Source organism: Hymenobacter sp. BT18 (assembly GCF_012273015.1).
GTDB lineage: Bacteria > Bacteroidota > Bacteroidia > Cytophagales > Hymenobacteraceae > Hymenobacter > Hymenobacter lutimineralis.
The window spans coordinates 1946835-1969036 of sequence record NZ_CP050954.1 but is presented as its reverse complement, the minus strand read 5'-3'; the positions used below and the strand labels follow the sequence as shown (position 1 = coordinate 1969036).

The window sequence follows — 22202 nt, the reverse complement described above, 5'->3', positions numbered from 1 at the left end:
TTTCTCCTACCACAAAAAAGCCAGGCCTACCGGTCTGGCTTTTTTTGTGACTGCCTGTTTTCTCGCCTCACCAGTAGTAAAGAGCAAAAATGCCTGTGGGGCTTCAGTAACGAATTTTTACTCCGTCCCCAGCTCGGCCTGCAGCGTGTGCAGCTCCTGCTGCATGTGGGTGATGAGCTCTTCGAGCCCGGCCACAGTTTCCGAAATTCGTGGTAGCAGCACGGCTGCGTCGAAGGGCTGGCGCCAGACGTCCAGCTCCTGCACGGTGGGCAGCAGGCGAAACACTTCCAGGTGCTCCAGGCTGGGCTTGAGCTTGTGGGTGGCGGCGCGCATAGCATCCGAGCTTTGGGCGGCAACGGCCGCTTCCAGCTCCGTAATGGCTTCCTGGCAGCTTTCGATAAAAGACTCCAACATAAGCACGGTAAAGGAGGCGTCGCCCTGCCCGATTTTGTGCACAATGTCGAGGTTATACAAAGCCGGGGCCGGGGTGGGCGCCAGAGCCGTAGCCGGTGCCGGGCCTGGTTCCAGGGTGCTTTCGCCAAGGGTCCAAAGGCACAGGAGCTTCAATAGCTCTTCTTCCTGGAAAGGCTTGGCCAGGTAGTCGTTCATGCCCGCTTTCAGGCATTTCTCCCGCTCTCCTTTAATGGCATTGGCCGTGAGGGCAATAATGGGCGTGACAAGGCCCAGCTGGTGCCGCAAATAGGCCGTCGCTTCCAGCCCGTTCATAATCGGCATCTGCACGTCCATCAGAATCGCATCGAAGGCGTGGTCGCGGGCCAGCTCCACGGCGGCGGCCCCATTCTCGGCTTCCACTACCACCAGGCCGGAGTTTTGCAGGAAGCCTTTGGCAATCTGCCGGTTGAAGTGGTTGTCTTCCACGAGCAGCACCCGCTGGCCCCGCAGTCTTTCCCGGGTGGCCGAGGTAATCAGCGTTTTCTGGGGCAGATCGGCGGCCGTACCAATGGCTAGGCGCAACGTAAACTGGCTGCGCGTGCCCTGGTGCTTCTGGCTGTCGATTTCAATTTCTCCGCCCATCAGGTTTACCAGCCGGCGACTAATGCTCAAACCCAGGCCCGTACCGCCAAACTTGCGCGTCACGGAAGAGTCTTCCTGGCTGAACTCATTGAAGATATCCACTAGGTAGTCGGCGTCGATGCCAATACCCGTATCAGCTACCACAAAGCGCAGCAGCACATCCGTATCGGTGGCGTCCAGCAATTCGCACCGGATGGCTACGGCGCCTTTTTCCGTGAACTTGATGGCGTTGCCAGCCAGGTTCAGCAGCACCTGCGTGATGCGGTACGGGTCGCCCAGCAGCACGGGCGGCAACTGGTCGTCGGCCACTACGCCAAAGCTGAGGCCCTTTTCTTCGGCCCGGAAGTGCAGGCTTTTTTCCACCTGCTTCAACAAGGTCACGGCGCTGAACCCGATGCGCTCAATCAAGAGCTGGCTAGCCCCGATTTTCGACAAATCGAGGATATCGTTCAGAATAACCAGCAGGTTTTCGCCGGAGGTGGCAATGGCGTGCAGGTAGTTCTGCTGCTCGGCGTTGAGGGGCGTTTTGGCCAGCAGCTGGCCCATGCCCAGAATGGCGTTCATGGGCGTCCGGATTTCGTGGCTCATGTTGGCCAGAAACAGCTCTTTGGCCCGGGCCGAGTCCTCGGCCTGGTCTTTGGCGGCGCGCAGATGGTTTTCCAGGCGCTTTTGGTGGGTGATGTCGAGGGTGATGCCAATGGTGCCGAATACCTTGCGGTCGTCGCCGTAGAGGGGTGCCGCACTCACCAGGAGCCATTTGGTGTCGCCGGTTTTGCTGGTAATCACCAGCTCGTAGGTTTCCGATTCGCCCAGCTGCCGGCGCCGGTCTTTCTGGCGCATCATCTCCAGATCCGTGGGGCTAAGCATGTACATCATCACGGGCTGAGCCTCAAATTCCTCCCGGGAGTAGTCGGTGATGTCGCAGAATGCTTGGTTGACGTAGGTTACCCGCAGATCGAGGTCCATTTCTACAAGGCCCAGGTTCATGTTTTCGATGATGCCTCGGTATTTCTCCTCCCGCCGGCGCAGCATGTCCTCGTTGTTTTTGCGCTCGGTAATGTCCTCAAACTTCCAAAGGTGACCGATGTAGCGGCTTTCTACGAAGATGGGCGCGAAGTCACACTGCAGGGTGCGGCCGTCATCCAGCACAAACAGCTCCCCGGTAACCAGCTGGCGGCTTTGCACAATGGCCGTGTAGCGGGCCAGGAATGCTTCGGGCTGCAGAAACCGGTGCTGGATATCCTGGCCCAACAGGGAGGTATCGTAGCCAACCAGCTGCTCGGCCGTGGCTTCCAGCCGAAAAATGCGGCATACGGCCTCATTGGCCAGCACCACGCGCCGGTGCTCATCTTCCAGCAGAATGCCCTCCTGGAAGTTGGAAATAGTAGTATACAGGCGCAGGGTGCTGGCCTCCAGGGCCGCCGTGGCCTGCTTCACGGCTGATATATCAGTATGTACCCCCGTCATGATGAGCGGTTCGCCCTGGGCGTCGCGCTTGGTGATGATGCCGCGCGTGAGCACCCATTTATACGAGCCATCCTTGCAAAGCAGGCGGCGCTCTACCGAATAAAGGGGCGTTTCGCCGCGCAGGTAGGCGTTGGCCGCTTCCAGGCTCAGGGGCTGGTCGTCGGGGTGCACGTGGTGCTGCCAGGTAGGGAGTTTAGCAAACTCCTCCTCGCTGTAGCCCAGCATGGTGCGGTACGCTTCCGAGAAGTAATCCTCCCCGGTTTGGTAGTTGAACTCCCAGGCGCCGTCGCCGAACCGCTCAATGGCCGAACGCCAGCGCTGCTCGTTGGCCTGCACGGTTTCCTCGGCGTTTTTTAGGTCGGTTACGTCCAGCAGAATGCCGCTGTAGAGGCGGCCGTGGGTGGCAGACGGCGAGCAAACGGCGCTGCCCCGGCACCAGCGCATGGGCTGTCCGGGTACCAGCAGGCGCCCCTCAAACGACCATTCGCCGCCCAGGCGGCGTACCTGGCGCAGGGCTTTATGCCAGCCGGGGCGGTCCTCTGGATGCAGAAAATCAACCAGATGGTACACCTGCTCGGGCAGCAGGCCAAAGATATTGGCAAGCTGGGGGCTGATGTAGCTGAGGCCAAATTGTTCGGGGCTCAGCTCACGCCACTGAAAGAGTACGCCCGGAATGTGTTCGGTGAGGTAGCGGAACCGCTCTTCCCGCTCCAGTAGCATATCTTTCCACTCGGCAATATCTTCGAGCAGACCCACAAACAAGTCCTCCGACCCGTGGCTTGCCGGCAGGGGCTGCACTTGCAGACGCATCCAGCGGAGGGCGCCACTAGCCTGCTGGAACGGCGCTTCGTAGCGCAGGCGCCGGGCCGTAGCCAGCTGCTGCCGGAACACTTCCGGGGTGGTGCCGGTACCAGCCAGCGCACTGATAAGCAAATCGGGGACCTGCTGGGGTGCCGTAAACCCAAACAGCTGCTGAAAACCCGCATTTATCCACGTAAGCTGCCCGGCGGAGTTGAGCACAACGACGGCATCAAATACTTCTTCCAGCAAAGCAAAATCCCGTTGCCAGGAATCAGCTGGTATTATAGGCGGTGCATTCACGGACGAATAGAGCGGGCGGGTAAACGAATGGGGTAGGTGTGAGTCCCAAGAAGTAAGGTACTACTTGCCACGCTATATACTAGAAGCCGCCGATGGGATTTCTAAAAAAGGCCGGACTATGCTTTGTTGGGGGAAGCCTAGCAGCTTCCAAACCTGGGCAACTACACTGCGGGAGCGGTAGACAAAAAATAAATAGATGTATGTACACGTATGTAGGTACATTATTCATATCTTTGTTCTACTACTCTGCCACCCAGCGCGTAGGTTATTTTCTTCGTCTACCCTCACTTTTTCCTTTCAGCACCATGGCTACTACCAAATGGGTTATCGACCCCACACACACTGAAGTTCAGTTCAAGGTAAAACACCTCGTCATTTCTACGGTTACGGGCTCGTTTAAGCAGTTTGCCGGGGAAGCTGAAACCGAGGAGGATGACTTTGCAACGGCTAAGGTTCGTTTCACGGCCGATATCAGCAGCATTGATACCAACCAGGAGCAACGTGACCAACACTTGAAGTCGGGGGATTTTTTCGACGCAGAGTCGTACCCTCAGCTCATTTTCGAATCTACTTCGATGCAGAAAACCGGGGAAGGGGAGTACCAGCTGTTGGGCAACCTCACGCTGCGAGGCACCACGAAGCCCGTTACTTTGCAGGTGGAGTACGGCGGCTCGGCTACCGATTTTTACGGCAACCAGAAAGCCGGTTTTGAGGTGAGCGGTAAGATCAGCCGCAAAGAGTTTGGCCTTACTTGGGACGGGATTACCGAAGCCGGCGCCATTGTGGTGGGCGACGAGGTAAAGCTGTTTGCCAATGTGCAGTTTGCCAAGCAAGCCTAGTAAGCCGCGCACGCCGCAAAAAAAAGACTCCCGGGCCCCGAGGGTCTTTTTTTTGCGGCGTGCGCGGCTTATACGAATATCAAAGGCGCCAAGTTGCCTATCTGTGGCGTAAGCACCGCCGTAAAAGCGCGTTCAGAAAGTGAAAAACAAAGGTAGGTGCCCATAGCTGTACCTGGGCCCACGCAAGGTATGATTTGTGTTATTCTAATATAATGTAACCAAAATACGAGTTGATTTTCGGCTTAACTACCTGTTATGCTGCAATGGCAGACAATCGTGAATTATGAAGTATTGAAGTAAATTTTGTATATTTGTGGACAGGTTTCTGCGCTGTGCCCTTACCACTTCGTTAGCAGTCTGACACTTAAAAAAAATACATTATGAAAAACTGGTACTCCCTTTTGAGTTTGCTGAGCCTGTTGCTATGGGCAGGCCTAAGCACCAGCTATGGCCAGTGTTCGGGAAAGCTGGACCTGATTTATCCCACCACTACCGGTACGGCCACGCTTACGGTAAACAACGGTACCGGCTCGGCCACTACCACTACCTGTCCTACTACGGCTAACGGCGGGGCGGTAACGCTGACGTTTAACCCGGATTCAGAGGCTAACATTGTAGTCCAGGCTGAAACCACCGTGAATGGCAGCACCCAGACTACGACCATACAATCTTACTCCAACGTGCCGGCCGGGGTGCAGAATAGCATTACTGTAACGCCCAGCACTACTACTCTCTACCGCATTACCTCTACCACTACCTTGTGTAACTTGGTGAAGGTAACGCGTGCGGAAATTACGGTGACGCCTTCGCTCCGACTTAGCGCCACCAACAACGTTACCACCATTTGCTCGGGTACTACCACCACGCTCACGGCCACCGGCGGGGTGCCAGTGCCCCCAGCTACCCAGGCCGTGTATACCTTCTCGGGTCCCGGCATCACTACCCAGTCGAACACGACCGGTACGCTTAATGTAACGCCCACTGTTACTTCTACCTACACCGTTACGACCAACACGGCCAGCTGCGGCACTGCCACCCAGCAGATTACGCTGGTGGTGCCCACCCTCACGGTAACGCCCGCAGCGCCCGGCATTTGTGCCGGTAGCCCGACTACCCTCACGGCCGCTTCAAACCTTACCGGCGGCACGTACACCTGGACGATTCCGGCCACTGGAACCACCGTGGGCACCGGGGCTGCCATTACCGTAAGCCCTACGGCTACTACCACCTACCGGGTAACCTACAGCGGCACCACCTGCACCGATGCCCAGACCAAGGATGTGACGGTAACGGTGACATCGGCGCCTACGCTGAGCGTAACGCCTACCTCGGCTACCACCTGCGGCACGGGCTCTACGCTTCTCACCGCTTCTTCTAACATCACGGGCGCTACCTTCACCTGGTCGCCGGCTACGGGCCTAAGTGCCACCACCGGCGCCACCGTAACCGCTTCTCCCTCCGTTACCACGCAGTATACTGTTACGTCTGTAGTATGCGGTCAGACGCTCACGCGCAACGTTACCATAACAGTAGTAACACCGCCTACGATTACGCCCATCACGGTTAGCCCTTCGTCTACGGTCTGCTCTGGCACTCAGGTAACCTTGTCTACCACAGGTACCAACGTGGCAACCTACACTTGGACAGCTACAACGGGTGGGGTAACCTCAACGCTTTCCTTCACCACTGCGTCAATCAATGTGACGCCTTCGGCTACTACCACGTATTCTGTGACAGGCAAGTCGGCAACGGGCAACTGTACCTCCGCCGCTCAGCAGACGACCATCACGGTCAACCAGACGCCGGTTATCACGAACATTGCTGTCAGCCCTTCTTCGACGGTGTGCTCCGGCACGCAGGTGACGCTGACGGCTACGGCCACTAACGCTACTTCCTACGCTTGGACTGCCACGACCAACGGGGTAACGACTTCGGCCGGCACAACGGCTGCCATTACGGTGACGCCCTCAGCCACGACGGTATACTCGCTAGTAGCCAGCAACGCCAGCTGCTCCTCGGCTGCTCAGCAGACGACCATCACGGTGAACCCCACGCCGACTCTTACGCCGATTACGGTTAGCCCATCTTCGACGGTGTGTTCCGGCACGCAGGTGACGCTGACGACAAGCGGAGCGGCAACCTACACCTGGACGGCTACGACCAACGGCGTAACTTCCTCCATCTCGTCTACGACGGCTTCGATCAGCGTGACGCCCTCGGCTACGACCACGTATTCTGTAATCGGCCGGTCGGCTGCTAACTGCTCTTCTGCTGCCCAGCAGACGACCATCACGGTGAACCCCACGCCGGTTATCAATACCATTGTCATTAGTCCCTCGCAAACTGTCTGCTCCGGCACGCAGGTGACGCTGACGGCCACGGCCACCAATGCCACCTCCTATGCTTGGACGGCCACAACGGATGGGGTGACGACTTCGGCCGGCACGACGGCTGCCATTACGGTGACGCCCTCGGCCACGACGGTATACTCACTGGTAGCCAGCAACGCCAACTGCTCCTCCGCTGCCCAGCAGCGCACCATCACAGTGAACCCCACGCCTACCATTACGGCTATAACGGGTGGCCCGGCCTCTGGCGCTACCTGCTCCGGCACGCCTCTTACGCTGGCGACAACCAGCGGTGGCGCTACTTCCTATACCTGGACGCAAAAGATTGGAAGCGCCGCTGCAACTACCCTGGCTGAAACGGGCAACACCCTTTCCGTAACGCCTACGGCTTCCACCGCCACCACGTACGTGTACACGGTAATTGGCAGAACGGCTACCTGTAACTCAACAACTCAGACCCTCACCTTCACGGTAAACCCGCTGCCGACTGTAAGCGCTACGGCTGTTTCCCCCGAAATCTGCGAAGGCAACGGTACTGTGCTGAACGCCCTGGGCGCTTCAACCTACACTTGGTCGCCCAGCACGGGGCTGAGCGCTACCTCTGGCTCGTCGGTATTTGCTTCGCCGACTACCACCACCATCTACACTGTGACTGGGACTAACGCCAGCGGTTGCACCAACACATCCACGGTCACGGTTACCGTTAATCCGGTGCCTACCATCGTGGTAACGCCGGCCTCGGGTACCAGCCCAGCCACGCTCACGGCCAGCGGAGCAAATACTTATAGCTGGTCGCCGGCTGCGGGCCTGAGTTCTACTACTGGTGCTACTGTGGTAGCCACCCCGACCACTACCACCACCTACACCGTGACGGGCACTACCGGTACCTGCACCAACTCCAAGCAGGTGACGGTGAGTGTACCACTGCCGGTGGAACTGGTGAGCTTCACGGCTACCTGGACCGGCACCAGCGCTAAGCTGGTCTGGGTTACTTCCTCGGAGAAAAACAGCGACTATTTCGCCATTGAGCGCAGCCTCGACGGAAAAAACTTCCGTACCATTGGGCAGCAGAAAGGGGCCGGCAACACGCTGGCCCGCACTACCTACCAGTTCGTGGATGGCAGCGTGGTAGCGGCTCCCGGAAGCACGGTGTATTACCGCCTGCGCCAGGTAGATGTGTCGGGTGAAACTAACTTCTCGGATGCTAAGACACTGCAATTGCCTGCTACGGCGCAGGCTTTCAAAGCAACGGTATTCCCCAACCCCTTCGAGCAAGATGTGACGGTGCAGATCTACAGCGTAGGCCAGAGCCCCATCACCTGCACCGTGCAGGATGTGCTGGGCCGGACGCTGCTTACTCGTACGCTAAAGACGGCTACGGTAGGGCTGCAGGAGATTCCGCTGCCGCAAAGTGCTGCACTCGGGGCCGGAGTTTATTACCTCACGGTTCAGCAGGGCGCGCAAAAGCAGGTGCTGAAGCTGAGCCGCAAGTAAGCCCGTAAAGGTAAAAGGCCACAGAAAAAGCCAGTCCCCTTTGGGGCTGGCTTTTTCTGTGGCCTTTTACCTTTACGGGCAAATCCTGGGATTACCAGGCTCACGTCGTTGTCGTGTTTTTGCTGCTATGTCTACTTCTTCCCCTGTTATTCTGTTTCTCCACGGTTTTGCTGAGTCGCGCGAAGTGTGGACGGAGTTTACCCGCGAGTTTCCCGATCAGTACCGTCTGCTCACCCTGAATCTGCCCGGACACGGTACCAACGTACACGACATCCGCGACTACTCTATTGAGGCGCAGGCCCGCTACGTAGCTGGGCAGTTGCGCCAGAAAAATGTACCACGGGTTTTGCTGGTGTGCCACAGCATGGGCGGGTACGTAGCATTGGCCTTTGCCGAGCGCTACCCCGAAATGGTAGCCGGTTTGGTGCTGTTCCACTCAACGGCCCTGCCGGACACGGAGGAAAAGAAAGGCAACCGCGACAAGAACATTGACTTTGTGCGCCGTCACGGCGTAGCCCGGTTTATGGAGTCGTTTATCCGGCCGCTGTTTGCGCCTGCCAACCGGGAGCGGATGCTGGAACCCCAGCAGCTTCTGGAAGATATTGGCCGTTCTACTCCTGAGGCTACCGTAATAGGTATGCTGGAGGCTATGAAAAACCGGCCCGACCGCACCAACGTGCTACGGGAAGCCGCCTTTCCAGTCTTGTTTATTGCGGGCAAGGAGGATGTGGCCGTTCCCATCGACAGCCTGCTGCCCCAGTTGCTGCTGCCGGCCCAAAGCCACGCGCTACTACTCGATAACGTGGGGCACCTGGGGTACTTTGAAGCGCCGGACTTAACGCGGCGGGCGGTGGTGGACTTTGCCGGGGTGGTGTTTGAGTAAATAAGGCCTAGGCTTACTAGGTTAGGCTCGTGCAGCCACAACCTCACCCACGAGCACAAAAAAGCCCCAGAGCAGTTGCTCCGGGGCTTGTAAGACCAGCATAAGGATTTACTTCAGCAACCCCATTTCAAGCATCTTCTCAGCAATCTGCACGGCATTGGTGGCGGCCCCTTTGCGCAGGTTGTCGGCCACCACCCACATGTTGAGGGTGCGGGGTTGAGACTCGTCGCGGCGGAGGCGGCCCACCAGCACGGCGTCTTTGCCGTGGGCGTCTTTGGGCATGGGGTATACGTTGTTTTTCACGTCGTCTACCACTTCCACGCCTTCCGTACGGCGCAGAATCTCGCGTACCTCATCTAGGTCAAATTCCTCGGCAAATTCCACGTTTACGGATTCTGAGTGGCCGCCCATTACGGGAATCCGCACGGTGGTGGCCGTCACGCGGATGGAGTCGTCGCCGAAAATTTTCTTGGTTTCCTTCACCATTTTCATCTCCTCCTTGGTGTAGCCGTTATCCTCAAACACGTCGATGTGGGGCAGCACGTTCAGGTCGATGCGATGGGGGTAAGCCGGGTTGGATGCCGTTTGGCCGGCCCGCTCTTCCAGGAGCTGGTCTACAGCCTTTTTACCAGTGCCCGTTACGCTTTGGTAGGTGCTTACCACAATGCGCTGCACTTTGTAAGCGGCGTGCAGCTGGTTGAGGGCCACCACCATCTGAATGGTAGAGCAATTGGGATTGGCAATGATTTTATCCTCGGGGGTGAGGTCTTTGGCGTTGATTTCCGACACCACCAGCTTCTTGGTGGGGTCCATGCGCCAGGCCGAAGAGTTGTCGATAACTATGGTACCCACGGCGGCAAAGCGGGGAGCATGCTCCTTGGACGTAGTGCCGCCCGCCGAGAAAATGGCTACCTCCGGACGGGCCGCAATGGCGTCGTCCATGCTCACCACCTTGAATTTTTTGCCCTGGAACTCGATTTCCTGACCCACCGATTTCTCGGAAGCCACCGGAATCAATTCCGTGACGGGGAACTGGCGCTCGGCCAGTACTTTCAGCATTTCACCCCCGACCAGGCCGGTGGCGCCAACGACAGCTACTTTCATACGATTTACAGGGTTTATCGGGTGTAAATGTACACTAGCATCCGGATTGATTTCTCGGTATATTTCTCCCGTCTCCGATTTCTAACGACGCATCTGCTACCCTAAACGGCTGTCCCTGTGCGCTTACTCTTCTGTTGTCTGCTCGCGCTTCTGGCGCTGCCTGCTGCCGCCCAGCTAACGGAATCATTCACCGACGGCAACTTTACCCAGAACCCCGCCTGGGCCGGCGACGCCGCCAGCTTCGAAGTAAATGCGCAGCTCCAGCTACAGGCGAACGGACCCGCTACCACCGGCACGGTGCTGCAGCTGTCCACGGCCAGTACCACGGCCAATGGGGCTACCTGGGAGTTTTATGCCAATCTGAAGCTGGCCACCAGCTCGGGCAATTATGCCGATGTGTGGCTGCTTTCGGAGCAGGCCGACTTGAAAGGAGCCGGCAACCGCGGCTACTTTGTGCGGCTGGGCGGCACCCCCGATGAGGTGAGCCTGTTTCGGAAAGATGCCTCCGGCAGCCCCGTGTACGTGGTAAATGGCCGCGACCAGAGCCTGAACTCCGCCACCAACAACCTCGCGCGGGTGCGCGTCACCCGCTCCCTGGCCGATGGCTGGACGCTGGAAGTAGACTACACCGGCACGGGGCAAAGCTACCAGCTGGAAGGCATCGGCGAAGACAATACCTACCTGCAAAGCAACTACCTGGGCGTGCTGCTCACGTATTCGTCCAGCAACAGCCGCAATTTTCTGTTTGATGATTTCAAGGTGACGGACCGGCTGGCCCCAAGCGTGGTGCGCGCTACGCCTACCGCCGCCCGCCAGCTCGACGTGGTGTTTGATGAGGCTGTAGCCACGCCTCAGGCCACTGGCAGCTACCAGCTCAACGGCGACCCCGCGGTGCTCACGGCTACGCGGGATGCGCAAAACCAGAACGTAGTGCACCTCACCCTGGCCGCTGATCTGCCGACGGGCAGCAACGCCCTCGTGCTGCGCAACATAGCCGACCTGGCCGGGAACGTACTAGCAGGGCCTTTTACGCTGAGCTTTACCAACAGTGGCTTCGCTATCCTGCCCGGCGTAAACCAAGTCGTCATCACCGAAATACTGGCGGATGAAACGCCGGTGGTGGGCCTGCCTGCCTCGGAGTACCTGGAAATCCACAACCCAACCGCCAACATCATCAACCTGAGCGGAGTGCGCCTGCTCAAGCCCGGAAGCAGTGGGAATCCGGCCGTGTTTCCGGCTACCGCTACTTTGCTGCCCGGGGAGTATGCGGTGGTGTGCGGCAGCACCCGTGCCGAGCAGTTTGCCAGCTACGGCAAAGTGTTCGGGGTAAGCAATTTTCCCAGCCTCAGCAACGGGGGCGACCAACTGGTGCTGCGCAGCCCTGCGGGCCAAACCCTGTTTGAGGTGCGCTACTCGGATACCTGGTACAAGGATTCGGAAAAGCATGAAGGAGGCTGGGCGTTGGAGATGATAGACACGACTAACCCGTGCGGGGGCCTCGAAAACTGGACCGCCAGTACCGACCCCAGCGGGGGCACACCGGGGCGGGCCAACGCCGTGCGCACGGCCAACGCCGACAATCGGCCGGCGGCTTTGCAGCGCGCCCTGGCCCTCACAGCTACCTCCATTCGGTTGTTCTTCAGCGAAAAGCTGGACAGCGTAGCGGCAGCCAACCCGGCGCTGTACAGCGTCAATGGGCAGAGCATTGCGCAGGTAGCGCCCATCAGCCCCGATTTTCGCGCTATAGACCTGACCCTGACTTCTCCTTTGCAGCCCAGCCAGCCCGTAACCGTGAGTGTGCAGCGCACCACCGACTGCGTGGGCAATGCGACGGGCGCGGCTGCTACGGCTACGGTGGCCCTGCCTTCCGCGGCTGCGCGTGGCGACGTAGTCATAAACGAAATCCTGTTTAACCCCCGCACCGGCGGCTACGATTTTGTGGAGCTGCTCAACCGCTCGGCTAAGTACATCAACCTACAGGGCTGGCAGCTGGGCAACGAAAAACCCGATGGCGTCGTGGATGCCTCCGCCATCAGTGAGGTGCCGTTTGTGCTGGCTCCCGGCCAGCTGGTAGTGCTTACGGAGCGGCCCGATGTGGTGCAGGCCCAGTACCCAACCAGCGCCGAGCCAACCGCCTTTCTGGAGGTCGATGACCTGGCTACCTTTCCCGATGATGCGGGCATCGTTACGCTGTTTGACCGGAGCGGGGCGCCTTTCGAGCGGGTACCGTACAGTGCCAAGCAGCACTTGGCTTTGCTCGATGATGTAAACGGCGTGTCGCTGGAGCGCATCCGGGCCGATGGGGGCAACGACGCAGCCAACTACCACTCGGCGGCGGCTAGTGTGGGCTATGCCACGCCGGGCCGGCGCAACTCGCAGCTGCAGGAAGACCCCGCCGGCACCAAGCTATTCAGCGTAGAACCGGAGCTGTTCACCCCCGACGCCGACGGCCAGCAGGACTTTACAACCCTCAACTACACGCTCGACCAAACGGGGTATGCCGCCAGCGTGACCATCTACGATGCCCAGGGCCGGCCCGTGCGCAAGCTGGTGCGCAACGAAACCCTGGCTACCAAAGGCTTTGTGCAATGGGACGGCCTCACCGACCAGGGCCGCAAAGCCGGGGTAGGCATCTATGTGCTGCACATCGAGCTATTCCGGCCTAATGGTGGCACCAAGCGCGAGTACAAGCGCACCGTGGTTGTAGGGGCGCGGTTCTGATAGCAGCTCAGGCCTTGGCTTGTGGGCGGCGGATAGGAATGAATGGTACCTGTAAACCTGCCTACGCGTGCTAGTGCCGGTACGTGAAGCCCACGAAAAACTCCCGCTCTGCTTCTCTGGAAAGCGCCAGGTGAGTGCCCAGGTCGGCCTGGAAGTTCTCCCCAATGGAGATGATGGGGGCTAAGTTGAGGGAAGACCGCCAGCCTGCGTGGTGGGCATCCCATTGCGTAACGCCTTCAACCAGGAAACTGAACATCTCCGTGAACTCGTGGTCCAGCGCTACCGACGGCATTACCCGCACATAGTGGCTGTGCGCTTCCGGGTCGTAGTTCAAATCTGACTCCAGCTGCACATCGAAGTTCCATTTATGTGGGAGCTCCACGTTCATGGGCACAATGAGGCCGCCTTCCACCGCCCCCTGCCCGCTGGTAGGTAGGCGGGTGTAGGCTATGGCGGCCAGGGCAACAGGACCCTGTTGGTCGTCGCCCAGGAAATTATGCTTAAGTCGGAACGCCATATCGCCGAAGCTGGCTTGCCGCTGCCAGGGCGCATCGGGGGCGGGGCGCTCCTTGGCTATTTTATAGAGCGGCACTTCCAACTGCACATCGGTGCGGCGGCTCAGGCCCAGCTTGGCTACGGCATACGCGGCTTTCCAGGTCCGCTGCTGCTTGCCGTCCTCGCGCGAGTTAATCAGGCGCAAGGCGTCGGTTTCGAGCTGAAAATGGCCGGCATCCACCGTAAAGGGGCTTTCGGTTACCCCGGGCCGGTCGGGCCGCAGGGGGCGCAGCTGGGTGCGCGGTACGGGCTTAAACAGATTGAAGTGTGCGGAGTCGTAAGGGCAGCTCTTGGGCTTGTCCTGGGCCTGAGCTGCGCCCGAAATCAACAGGCTAGCTGCGGCCAACACGTAAAAAGTATTCATGGAGTGAGGCGGGAAGGAGGGAGGTGCCGCCTGATACGTACTCATGTCGGAAGAAGGTGCAAGTGTCGAGCTGCCTTTTTACCTCATGCGGATACGGCGGCTACAGCGCGTAGCGCACTCCCAGAAACACGCGTCGGCCCTGCAAAGGAGCATAGTTGTAGCTTGTATCGAAGGTGTAGCCCTGGGGATTATCGGTTCCTACCTGCTTGTCGAAGGGGTCGAAGGGGCGCAGCAGCACGTGGCGCGGCAGGAAGTTGAAAAGGTTTTTGATGCCGCCGTACAGCTCCAGGCCTTCCCGCAGCTTGCGCGTTGCCTGCACATTCTGGAGGGCAAACCAAGGCGAGCGGCTGGGGCGGAAGTCATTGGGGAAAACCGGCAGGGGCATAGGACTACTCACCTGCCCGGTATAATCCAGCGCCAGGCCCAGCTTCTGCAGGGTGTAGCTGATGGCCCAGGTGCCGGAGAAAGGCGGAGAATGTACCTGGGCCACCCGCCGGCTGGGTTCCTCGGCCGTGGCGCGCTCCTGCCGGAAGACATCCAGCAGGGTTACGCCCAGCATTACCTTCAGGGGGCGGGCAAAGGCAAACTCCGTGTTCAGCGTGAGCCCGCGACTGACGGCATACCCTGCCAGGTTGCGGTATACTATCTGGTTGGGGTTGGTGTCGTAATCGGGGCTGATTTTGTTGGTGAAATAGGTGTAGAACGCGCTGGCATCGAGGGTAATGGTGCCGCCCGATGCCGTGGGCAGAAACCGGTTGTAGTTCACGTTCACGTTCCAGCTGCGCTCGGGCTTCAGGGCTTCGGGCACTACCACTTCGCGGGCCCCGGTTAGCGCCGCGTGGTCTTCGGTGAACAGGTTTACCACCCGGTAGCCGTTGCCCAGCCCCACGCGCCACACGCGGCTGCCATCGGGGCGGCCCCACTTGTAGTTCAGACGGGGACTCAGGATGCTGCCATGCCGCGAGTTGTAATCATAGCGCAAGCCAGCCAGCAGCGTAGCATCGGGGGTAAGGCGCCATTCATCCTGCACAAAGGCTCCGGGCAACTGAATGAGGTCAGGCTGGTTTTGGGCGGGCTCGGTGCCGCTGGCTGTAGCCGGGGTATTGTCATCGTACCAGGTGGTGCGGTAGGTGGCGCCCGCCAGCAGGTTGTGCCGAATGCTCAGCTCCCGCGCCCAGGTGAGCTGCCCAAAGCCTACGCGTTGCGTGGCCCGGTAAAGCGTGGTGCCATAAGCCGAGTTCTGCTGATGCTGGTTGAAGGTGCCGCTGACGATAATGCGCTGGCCACGCACCGGTAGCTGGTATTGGCCCAGCAGCTCGTAGCGGCTGGTGTACACGCTTTCCCCGTAAATACTGTCGCCCCCGCGGTAAGTAGGATTCCAGCCCAGCTGCCCGCCAAACCGGTCCTCGTAGTAGTAGCGGCCGGCCACATTGGCCACGCGCTGCTCGGGCCGCGTCCAGCTCCATTTGTTGAACACGGATACGCGTTGCTGGGTAGGCACGTCCGTGAAGCCGTCCTCGTTCACGTCGCGGCGCTGGGTGTAGTGGTACAGGCTGGTGCTAAGCAGGGTGGAGGCCGAGCCTATTTTGCGGGCAATGCCGAGGTCCAGGTTGGCGTCGCGGTGGGAGGTGGCCAACACGTCCACGGAAAGGCGCGGGGCTTTTGCCGGATTTTTGGTGATGACGTTGATGAGCCCGCCCACAGCTTCGGAGCCGTACAGCGTAGAGGCCGGCCCTTTCACCACCTCCACGCGCTCAATCAGGCTACTCGGAATGCCGCTTAGGCCATACACCGTGCTCAGGGAGCTAACCAGGGGCATTCCGTCAATCAGCACCATGGTGTAAGGCCCTTCCAGCCCGTTGATGTGAATGTCGCCGGTGCCGCACACGTTGCAGTTAAGCTGCGGCCGTACTCCATTAATCATGGCCAGGTTTTCGAACAGGCAGACTGCCGGGTTTTTGCGGAACAGCTTCGGCGAGTACAACTCCACCGCCACCGGCGACTCCCCCCGTACCACCTCATTCAGCGTTCCGCTCACCACTACCTCGCCCAGTGCATTGGAATTGGGGTTGATGGTCAAGTTAAGCGTAGCAGTTTGCCCGGCGCTGATGGTTACGTTGCGCTCCGCCGTCAGATAGCCCACGGCGCTGGTTACTACTGTGTAGGTACCAACCGGCAGCGCCAATAGCTGGAAGTGGCCGTGCTCATCGGCCGTAGTGCCCAGGGTTGTCCCTTTCAGGCCGATGCTGGCAAAAGGTACTTCTTTGCCATCCGCGCGCACCACGCCCTGCAGCTTGCCGATGCTTTGTGCCTGCGCAAGGATAGCTGCGCATAGTCCTCCGATAAGTAGTAACAGGTGTTTCATTTTAGTAGTGTCTATTATTTTATTTAGATGAGTCTAAAAAGTCAGGCAAAAAGAAAGCGCGACTTTGAACGAGCCGCACTTTCCATTATCAGCCGAAGAACGTCTCGTACAACAGATACAGGTTCAGGGCGATGATGATGGCCGACACCAACCACGCCAGCCCCTGCACCCAGGGACGATTGACGAACACGCCCATTTTGGCCTTGCTGCCCGTGAACATGACCAGCGGCACCACGGCAAAGCTCAGCTGCAGGCTCAGAATCACCTGGCTCAGCACCAGCAGCTCGCCCGTACCTTTTTCCCCGTAGATAAGCGTAACCACCAAGGCCGGTACTACGGCAATGGCGCGGGTAATCAGGCGGCGAAGCCAGGGCCTGAGCTGCAGGTTTAGAAAGCCTTCCATCACAATCTGCCCGGCCAAGGTTCCCGTTAGCGTAGAGTTCTGGCCCGAGGCTAGCAGCGCCACGGCAAATACTACCGAGGCGGCTCCGGCGCCCAGCACCGGCGTCAGCAGCTCATAGGCCTGGTTGATATCGGCTACATCGTGGCGGCCGTTGTGGTGAAACGCCGCGGCCGCCGTAATCAGAATGGCGGCATTTACGAAGAAGGCCAGAAACAAAGCCACCGTGCTGTCGATGGTAGCAAATTTGATAGCCATGCGGCGGCCGGGCTCGTCCTGTACAAAGGCTCGGGTTTGCACAATGCTCGAATGCAGGTAGAGGTTGTGAGGCATCACCGTGGCACCCAGAATCCCGATGGCCACGTAAAGCATGCCCGGAGTGGTGACTACCTCCGGCCGAGGCACCAAGCCCGCCAAGATGCCGAAGTAATCGGGGTTGGAGACAATGATTTCGTAGAGGAAGCACCCGAAAATCAGCACAATCAGGCCGGCCACGATGCTCTCGATAACCCGGAAGCCTTTGTTCTGGAAAAACAGCACAACCAGCACATCCAGGATAGTAAGCACCACCCCCCAGGGCAGGGGCAGGCCAAACAGCAGGTTCAAGGCTATGGCTGACCCAATGACTTCGGCCAGGTCGCAGGCGGCAATGGCTATTTCACAGAACAGCCACAGCACCATGGAAACCGGCTTGGAGAAATGGTCCCGGCACGCCTGGGCCAGGTCGCGCCCCGTGACGATACCCAGCTTAGCCGCCAAGTGCTGCAGCAGCATGGCAAACAGGTTGGAAATCAGAATCACCGACAGCAGCGTATAGCCGAAGCGGGAACCGCCGGCAATGTCGGTAGCCCAGTTGCCGGGGTCCATGTACCCCACGGCTACCATCAGGCCCGGCCCCCAAAAAGCCATCAGCTTACGCCAGAAAGAAGCACTCTGGGCGGGCACCTTGATGCTGGCATACACTTCCCGCAGCGACGGGGCCGTGCGGGGACGCTTCCAACCGGCTTCGGCGGGTGGGGCAGAAACCGGCAAGGCTTCCTCGGCAGGCACAGGGTTTGGCGTAGGTAGCGTTACCGGCATAGGAGCAGAATTGACATCAGGTACAGGAATAGAGGTATTTGCAGTCACAAAGGAAGCAATTTTTAGGCTTGCCTAAATTTATTTTTAAGACAGTCTACTTACTGTATTTGTTTTAAAAAGTTACGTATAGCCCAGGATGCCGGGATTTTGTCGGAATTTTGCTCTTTGAGCCGGGGTCAGTTCGTGGTAAAAAACGAGCGGCTGGCTTTTCACGTAGCGCTGCCTATGTTTTCGTTGCCCCTTAAAACGCGCTATGCCTTACTGTCCCTCGTTGTCAGTATTCTGCTGGTTGCCATCAAGTTCTACGCCTGGCTGCTAACCCGCTCCCAGGCTGTGCTGACGGATGCGCTGGAGTCCATCATCAACGTGGTAGCCAGCGGATTTGCGCTCTACAGCATCTACCTGGCAAGCCTGCCCCGGGACGAAAATCACCCCTACGGGCACGGCAAAATCGAATACCTCTCGGTAGGGTTCGAGGGCGGGCTCATTCTAATGGCGGGTGTGTATATCTTCTACACGGCCCTGCAGGCCCTGCTGCACCCCCACGCCATTGCCCGGCCCGACTGGGGCGTGGTGTTGCTGGCCTTTACGGCCCTAGTGAACCTGGGGGTGGGTTTTCTACTAATCCGTGCCGGGCGCACGCACCATTCGCCCACGCTGGTAGGCGACGGGCAGCATTTGTACCTAGATGCGGTAAGCACGCTGGTATCCTGCGCGGCGCTGGGGCTGGTCGTTTTCACCGACAACGTGGTGTATGACTCCGCCGCAGCCTTACTGCTCGGGGTGTTCATTGTGGTGAATGGCTACCGCATGGTGCGCCGGTCGGTTTCCGGGCTGATGGATGAAGCCGACGAGGCCACGGTGCAGAACGTGGTAGCCGAGCTGCAGGAGCACCGGGAGCCAGCCTGGATAGATGTGCACAACCTGCGCGTAGTGCGCTACGGGGCCGATCTGCACATCGACTGCCACGTGACCATGCCCTACTACTTTAGTTTGGAGCAGACTCACGCGCAAGTGCACCGCATCGAGCAGCTGGTAAACCAGGAATTTGCCGTGCCCGTGGAAATGTTTGTGCACGCCGACCCCTGTACGTTTGCGGCCTGCTCGCACTGCCACATGCCCGACTGCCCAGTGCGGCAACACGCCTTCGCGGAGGAAATAACCTGGACGCTGGATAACGTGGTGAAAAACGAGCGGCACCAGCTGCCGCTTGATAACTAATCAGCCATAGCACAAAGCAGGGAAATAGTACGGGCTTACCGCACCAGTTCGACCCAGCCTTTCACCGGCGCGCCCACGGCGGGCGTCAGAATAAAGTAGTACAGGCCAGCCGGGTTCTTTTCACCCTTCCAGTTGTTGCGGTAATCGGCAAACTCCTGCACCAGCCGCCCCCAGCGGTTGTACACCCGCAGCCCGCTGCCGGGCGGCAACGCATCAATCACAAAGGCATCGTTGATGTTGTCGCCGTTCGGGGAAAAAACGTTGTAGGTCTGCAAGGGGCGGGGCGCAACGTAGGGCACTACCTTCACCACTAGCACCCGGTTTTGCACGGCCTTGGCCGGACAGGCATTGTCTTCGATGCGCAAGGGAATCCGGAACGACTTGCCTAGGTAAGCGGCCGGGGGCTGCAACCGCAGTTTCCCTAAGGGCTGGGCTGTCTGGTTGCCTGCTAAGGCAAAATTACCAACCTGAGCGGGCAGCAGCTCGGGGTTCTCCACGGTGGGCTGAGCTGGATCCAACTCGGGGTAGGCAACGGTGAGCAGGTCAGCGGAGTTGGGGTCGGTGAAGGCTACCTGGGCCTCCGTGAGCTGCCCAACTGGCACTTCAATCAGCGTAGAGTCGGTGTTGAAGATGCGAGCGGCGGGGAAACCGGGCGCCGTCACGAGTGGCACGTTTGGTACCTGATTAGCCTCACAGTCCAGCACCACCACGAGCATGTCGCGCCGCACGGAGCCGATAAACTCCCACTTCCCGCGTAGCTGGCGGTATTCGCTTACCTGGGCTACCAGTACATACTTGTTCTGAGCCTGCTGCCCGATGTCCAGCCCTGGCGTGTACAAGGCGGGTCGGAACGTGACGCTGCGCCCAAAGTCGTTGATGCGAAAATCGGGAGCAGCCAGGGCACTGCCGCTGGTGCAGGTGCCTCGCGCGAACGACGGAATGGGGAAGGTGGCCGAATACGCTCCGCCGGGGTCAATTACCTGGCACTGCGGGTTGGTATTGTCGACGCTGCCGGGGTAGCGCGTCCAGGGAGCCGGGCCGTCACATACCGCCAGCGGGTCAGCGAGGGTATACACCAAGGAGTCGCCATCGGGCTCCGTAGCCGAAAAAGTGAGGGTCGTAAGCTGGCGCCAGCAAACGAAAGGGACGGGCGTATCCTGGGTGAGAAACTGCGGGGAGGTATTCTCCACCGTCTCGCCGTTTACCAAGGTCCGAAGCCGGGCCTCAAAATGCAGGGGGCGGCTTTCGGCGTCATCCACATTGGCCACGGCGGGCCGCTGGGGAATGGTCACGTAAAGCAGCCACTCGGCATCGGGAGCCAGGGTGAGCGTGGCCTCGTAGCGGGCTGTTTGGAAGTTGGTCAGAAGCCGGCTGCCGCAGGGCGTGCCCACAGCCGAGCAGTAGGGGTTACCCGTCGTCACGTCTCCCACGCGCGTTAGCAAGATGTCTCCGCTGCGCGGGTCGGGGTCGGCGCAGCCGGTGCCGCTGGCGCGGTAGTAGAGGCGGAGGTCCTTGTTGAGCGGCTCGCCGGAGCAGTCCCGGAAAAACTGGCAGCTTACGCGGTACTGGTTGTTGCCCAGAGCCTGGTAGGTGAGCTGTCCGCCCTGGGCATGGGAGGCTCGGGCACGGCGCGGGAGCCCGCTGAAAACAGTCAGCAACAACAGCAATACTGCTAGGTGTAGTTGAAGCTTTTGAGCGATACGTCGGGGCATACAAGCAGCAAGCTGACTCTGTCCCGGCAAACATCGGGCGGCGGCCCCTACTATCCTAACGACGCGCCACCAATTTGTAGCTCTACTGTATCATCAGCCGCTGCCGAAATGTTTGGGCCGGCGTTGCTACCACCGCCTGATACACGCCGGCTCTTACCTGCGGCAGTGAAATGCGGTACGTGCGGCTGCCTGCTTTCAGTGGAGTTGAGGCCACCGTACGCCCCAGCGCGTCCTGCACCAAAAGCCGGGCATCGGGGCCGAGCGGCAGGGGAAACTCCAGGTTGAGCTGATCCTGTGCGGGGTTTGGCCAGATGGTCAAGGGCAGTGCAGAGGGCTGTCGAGCGGCTGTGGGCTGATATGCCAGATTTTCCAGCACGAAAATACGGTCATCGGTAGGGGCTGGGGCGGTGCGGCCATCCTGGTTGCTGGTGCTCAGATACACCCGGCCCTGCGGCGACACGCAGATGGCGCGCATCCGCCCCACCGGCTTATTCCACAAAACCACCGGGTCGCTGCGCAGGGCATTGCCAGCGGGGTTGAGCGGGAGCTGCAGGAACTGACCGGCTTTCAGGCTTACCAGCAGCAGGGAGTTTTGCCATTCGGGAATGGCGGGGTGGTCGTAGTAGGTGAGGCCGGCTACCGCTAGGGTAGGCGTCCAGGCCACCAGGGGCTCGTGCACATTGTTGGCGGTGCAGAAGGTAGCCTCGGCCGCCAGGTTGCAGAAGCCCTGCACGGTGGGCCAGCCATAGTTGCGGCCTGCCTCAATCAGGTTTACTTCGTCGTCATTGTCGGGGCCATGTTCCGAGCTGTATACCTGCCCCGATGGCGCTTGGACCAGCCCTTGGGGGTTGCGGTGGCCCAGAGTATACACGTAGCTGCCGGGGGTAGGATTGTCGGCGGGGATGGTGCCATCCAGGTTCAGGCGCAGGATTTTGCCGTTCAGGCTGGCCGGGCTCTGGGCTGCCGGTTGATTTTGGGCGTCGCCGGTGGTCATGAGCAGGGTGTGGTCGGGCAGGATGAGCAGGCGGGAGCCGCTGTGGGTACTCACGGCCGGAAGATTGCCTAGCAGCACCTGCGGCTCGGTGAGCGTGGTGCCATTGTAGGTGTAGCGCACGAGCTTCTCGCGCAAATTCCCGTCGGTGTAGTTATACACCACGTACACGTAGGGCGAGGTGGCAAAATCTGGGTGAAGCACCATGCCGAGCAAGCCACTTTCCCCGTTTTCCGTCACGTCGGGCAGGGTGAGCAGGAGGGTGCGCTGGCCGGTTTCGGGATTGATACGGCTGATATGGCCCGGGCGCTCCGTCAGCCACAGGTGGTTATCGGGGCCCCAGAGCATTTCCCAGGGCGTATCAAGACCGGTTGCCACCGTGCGGACGCTCACGGTAGTGGCGCCTACCTGAATGGTGGAAGGCTGAGCCTGGGCAATGCTCTGCCCGAAAAAAAACAGCAACAACGCCGTGTACAAACGTTTCATAAAGCGGTAACTAATAGTGGGAGTAGCCGAAAACCC

12 protein-coding genes are annotated in these 22202 nt (G+C 59.5%); 5 read left to right on the top strand and 7 right to left on the bottom strand.

Annotated features, from left to right (window positions below; translation table 11 throughout):
* Positions 1–117: 117 nt before the first annotated feature.
* Positions 118–3552 (bottom strand): PAS domain S-box protein, encoded by a 3435-nt coding sequence (locus HER32_RS08300; protein WP_168681534.1) that lies wholly within the window; start codon positions 3550–3552, stop codon positions 118–120.
* 356 nt (positions 3553–3908) lie between these two features.
* Here HER32_RS08300 and HER32_RS08295 point away from each other — a divergent pair, with 356 nt between their 5' ends.
* The 3 genes from HER32_RS08295 to HER32_RS08285 all read left to right on the top strand — a co-directional run bounded on the left by HER32_RS08295 (position 3909) and on the right by HER32_RS08285 (position 9167).
* On the top strand, positions 3909–4442 hold the full coding sequence (locus HER32_RS08295; RefSeq protein ID WP_149069514.1) for a YceI family protein: 534 nt from the start codon (positions 3909–3911) through the stop codon (positions 4440–4442).
* Between the two features lie 380 nt (positions 4443–4822).
* Positions 4823–8284 (top strand): T9SS type A sorting domain-containing protein, encoded by a 3462-nt coding sequence (locus tag HER32_RS08290; protein WP_168681533.1) that lies wholly within the window; start codon positions 4823–4825, stop codon positions 8282–8284.
* 127 nt (positions 8285–8411) lie between these two features.
* Positions 8412–9167, top strand: coding sequence for an alpha/beta fold hydrolase (locus HER32_RS08285; RefSeq protein WP_168681532.1), 756 nt, complete (start codon positions 8412–8414; stop codon positions 9165–9167).
* A gap of 108 nt (positions 9168–9275) precedes the next feature.
* Here the strand turns inward: HER32_RS08285 and HER32_RS08280 are convergent, their stop codons facing one another.
* Positions 9276–10271 carry an aspartate-semialdehyde dehydrogenase gene (locus tag HER32_RS08280; protein ID WP_168681531.1) on the bottom strand — a complete coding sequence of 332 codons (996 nt, stop codon included), beginning with the start codon at positions 10269–10271 and terminating at the stop codon, positions 9276–9278.
* Positions 10272–10388: 117 nt separating this feature from the next.
* On the opposite strand from HER32_RS08280, the gene HER32_RS08275 reads away from it, so the two are divergent.
* Positions 10389–12992 (top strand): lamin tail domain-containing protein, encoded by a 2604-nt coding sequence (locus HER32_RS08275; RefSeq protein ID WP_168681530.1) that lies wholly within the window; start codon positions 10389–10391, stop codon positions 12990–12992.
* Between the two features lie 70 nt (positions 12993–13062).
* Here the strand turns inward: HER32_RS08275 and HER32_RS08270 are convergent, their stop codons facing one another.
* The 3 genes from HER32_RS08270 to HER32_RS08260 all read right to left on the bottom strand — a co-directional run bounded on the left by HER32_RS08270 (position 13063) and on the right by HER32_RS08260 (position 17756).
* Complete coding sequence (locus tag HER32_RS08270) at positions 13063–13911, bottom strand: transporter (protein WP_168681529.1); 849 nt, start codon at positions 13909–13911, stop codon at positions 13063–13065.
* Positions 13912–14011: 100 nt separating this feature from the next.
* On the bottom strand, positions 14012–16276 hold the full coding sequence (locus tag HER32_RS08265; protein ID WP_168681528.1) for a TonB-dependent receptor: 2265 nt from the start codon (positions 16274–16276) through the stop codon (positions 14012–14014).
* Between the two features lie 88 nt (positions 16277–16364).
* Entirely contained in the window at positions 16365–17756 is a 1392-nt protein-coding gene (locus HER32_RS08260) for an Nramp family divalent metal transporter (RefSeq protein ID WP_168681527.1), read from the bottom strand.
* Positions 17757–17981: 225 nt separating this feature from the next.
* Here HER32_RS08260 and HER32_RS08255 point away from each other — a divergent pair, with 225 nt between their 5' ends.
* Complete coding sequence (locus HER32_RS08255; protein ID WP_149069505.1) at positions 17982–18977, top strand: cation diffusion facilitator family transporter; 996 nt, start codon at positions 17982–17984, stop codon at positions 18975–18977.
* Positions 18978–19012: 35 nt separating this feature from the next.
* Here the strand turns inward: HER32_RS08255 and HER32_RS08250 are convergent, their stop codons facing one another.
* Both HER32_RS08250 and HER32_RS08245 read right to left on the bottom strand, forming a co-directional pair.
* Positions 19013–20689 (bottom strand): gliding motility-associated C-terminal domain-containing protein, encoded by a 1677-nt coding sequence (locus HER32_RS08250; RefSeq protein ID WP_168681526.1) that lies wholly within the window; start codon positions 20687–20689, stop codon positions 19013–19015.
* 82 nt (positions 20690–20771) lie between these two features.
* Entirely contained in the window at positions 20772–22166 is a 1395-nt protein-coding gene (locus tag HER32_RS08245; protein ID WP_168681525.1) for a PQQ-dependent sugar dehydrogenase, read from the bottom strand.
* Between the last annotated feature and the right edge of the window lie 36 nt (positions 22167–22202).

Bases quoted from the DNA above. Each gene is read 5' to 3' on its own strand.
- HER32_RS08295 (WP_149069514.1), top strand. From the start codon at position 3,909: ATGGCTACTACCAAATGGGTTATCGACCCCACACACACTGAAGTTCAG.
- HER32_RS08290 (WP_168681533.1), top strand. From the start codon at position 4,823: ATGAAAAACTGGTACTCCCTTTTGAGTTTGCTGAGCCTGTTGCTATGG.
- HER32_RS08285 (WP_168681532.1), top strand. From the start codon at position 8,412: ATGTCTACTTCTTCCCCTGTTATTCTGTTTCTCCACGGTTTTGCTGAG.
- HER32_RS08280 (WP_168681531.1), bottom strand. From the start codon at position 10,271: ATGAAAGTAGCTGTCGTTGGCGCCACCGGCCTGGTCGGGGGTGAAATG.
- HER32_RS08270 (WP_168681529.1), bottom strand. From the start codon at position 13,911: ATGAATACTTTTTACGTGTTGGCCGCAGCTAGCCTGTTGATTTCGGGC.
- HER32_RS08265 (WP_168681528.1), bottom strand. From the start codon at position 16,276: ATGAAACACCTGTTACTACTTATCGGAGGACTATGCGCAGCTATCCTT.
- HER32_RS08260 (WP_168681527.1), bottom strand. From the start codon at position 17,756: ATGCCGGTAACGCTACCTACGCCAAACCCTGTGCCTGCCGAGGAAGCC.
- HER32_RS08255 (WP_149069505.1), top strand. From the start codon at position 17,982: ATGTTTTCGTTGCCCCTTAAAACGCGCTATGCCTTACTGTCCCTCGTT.
- HER32_RS08250 (WP_168681526.1), bottom strand. From the start codon at position 20,689: ATGCCCCGACGTATCGCTCAAAAGCTTCAACTACACCTAGCAGTATTG.
- HER32_RS08245 (WP_168681525.1), bottom strand. From the start codon at position 22,166: ATGAAACGTTTGTACACGGCGTTGTTGCTGTTTTTTTTCGGGCAGAGC.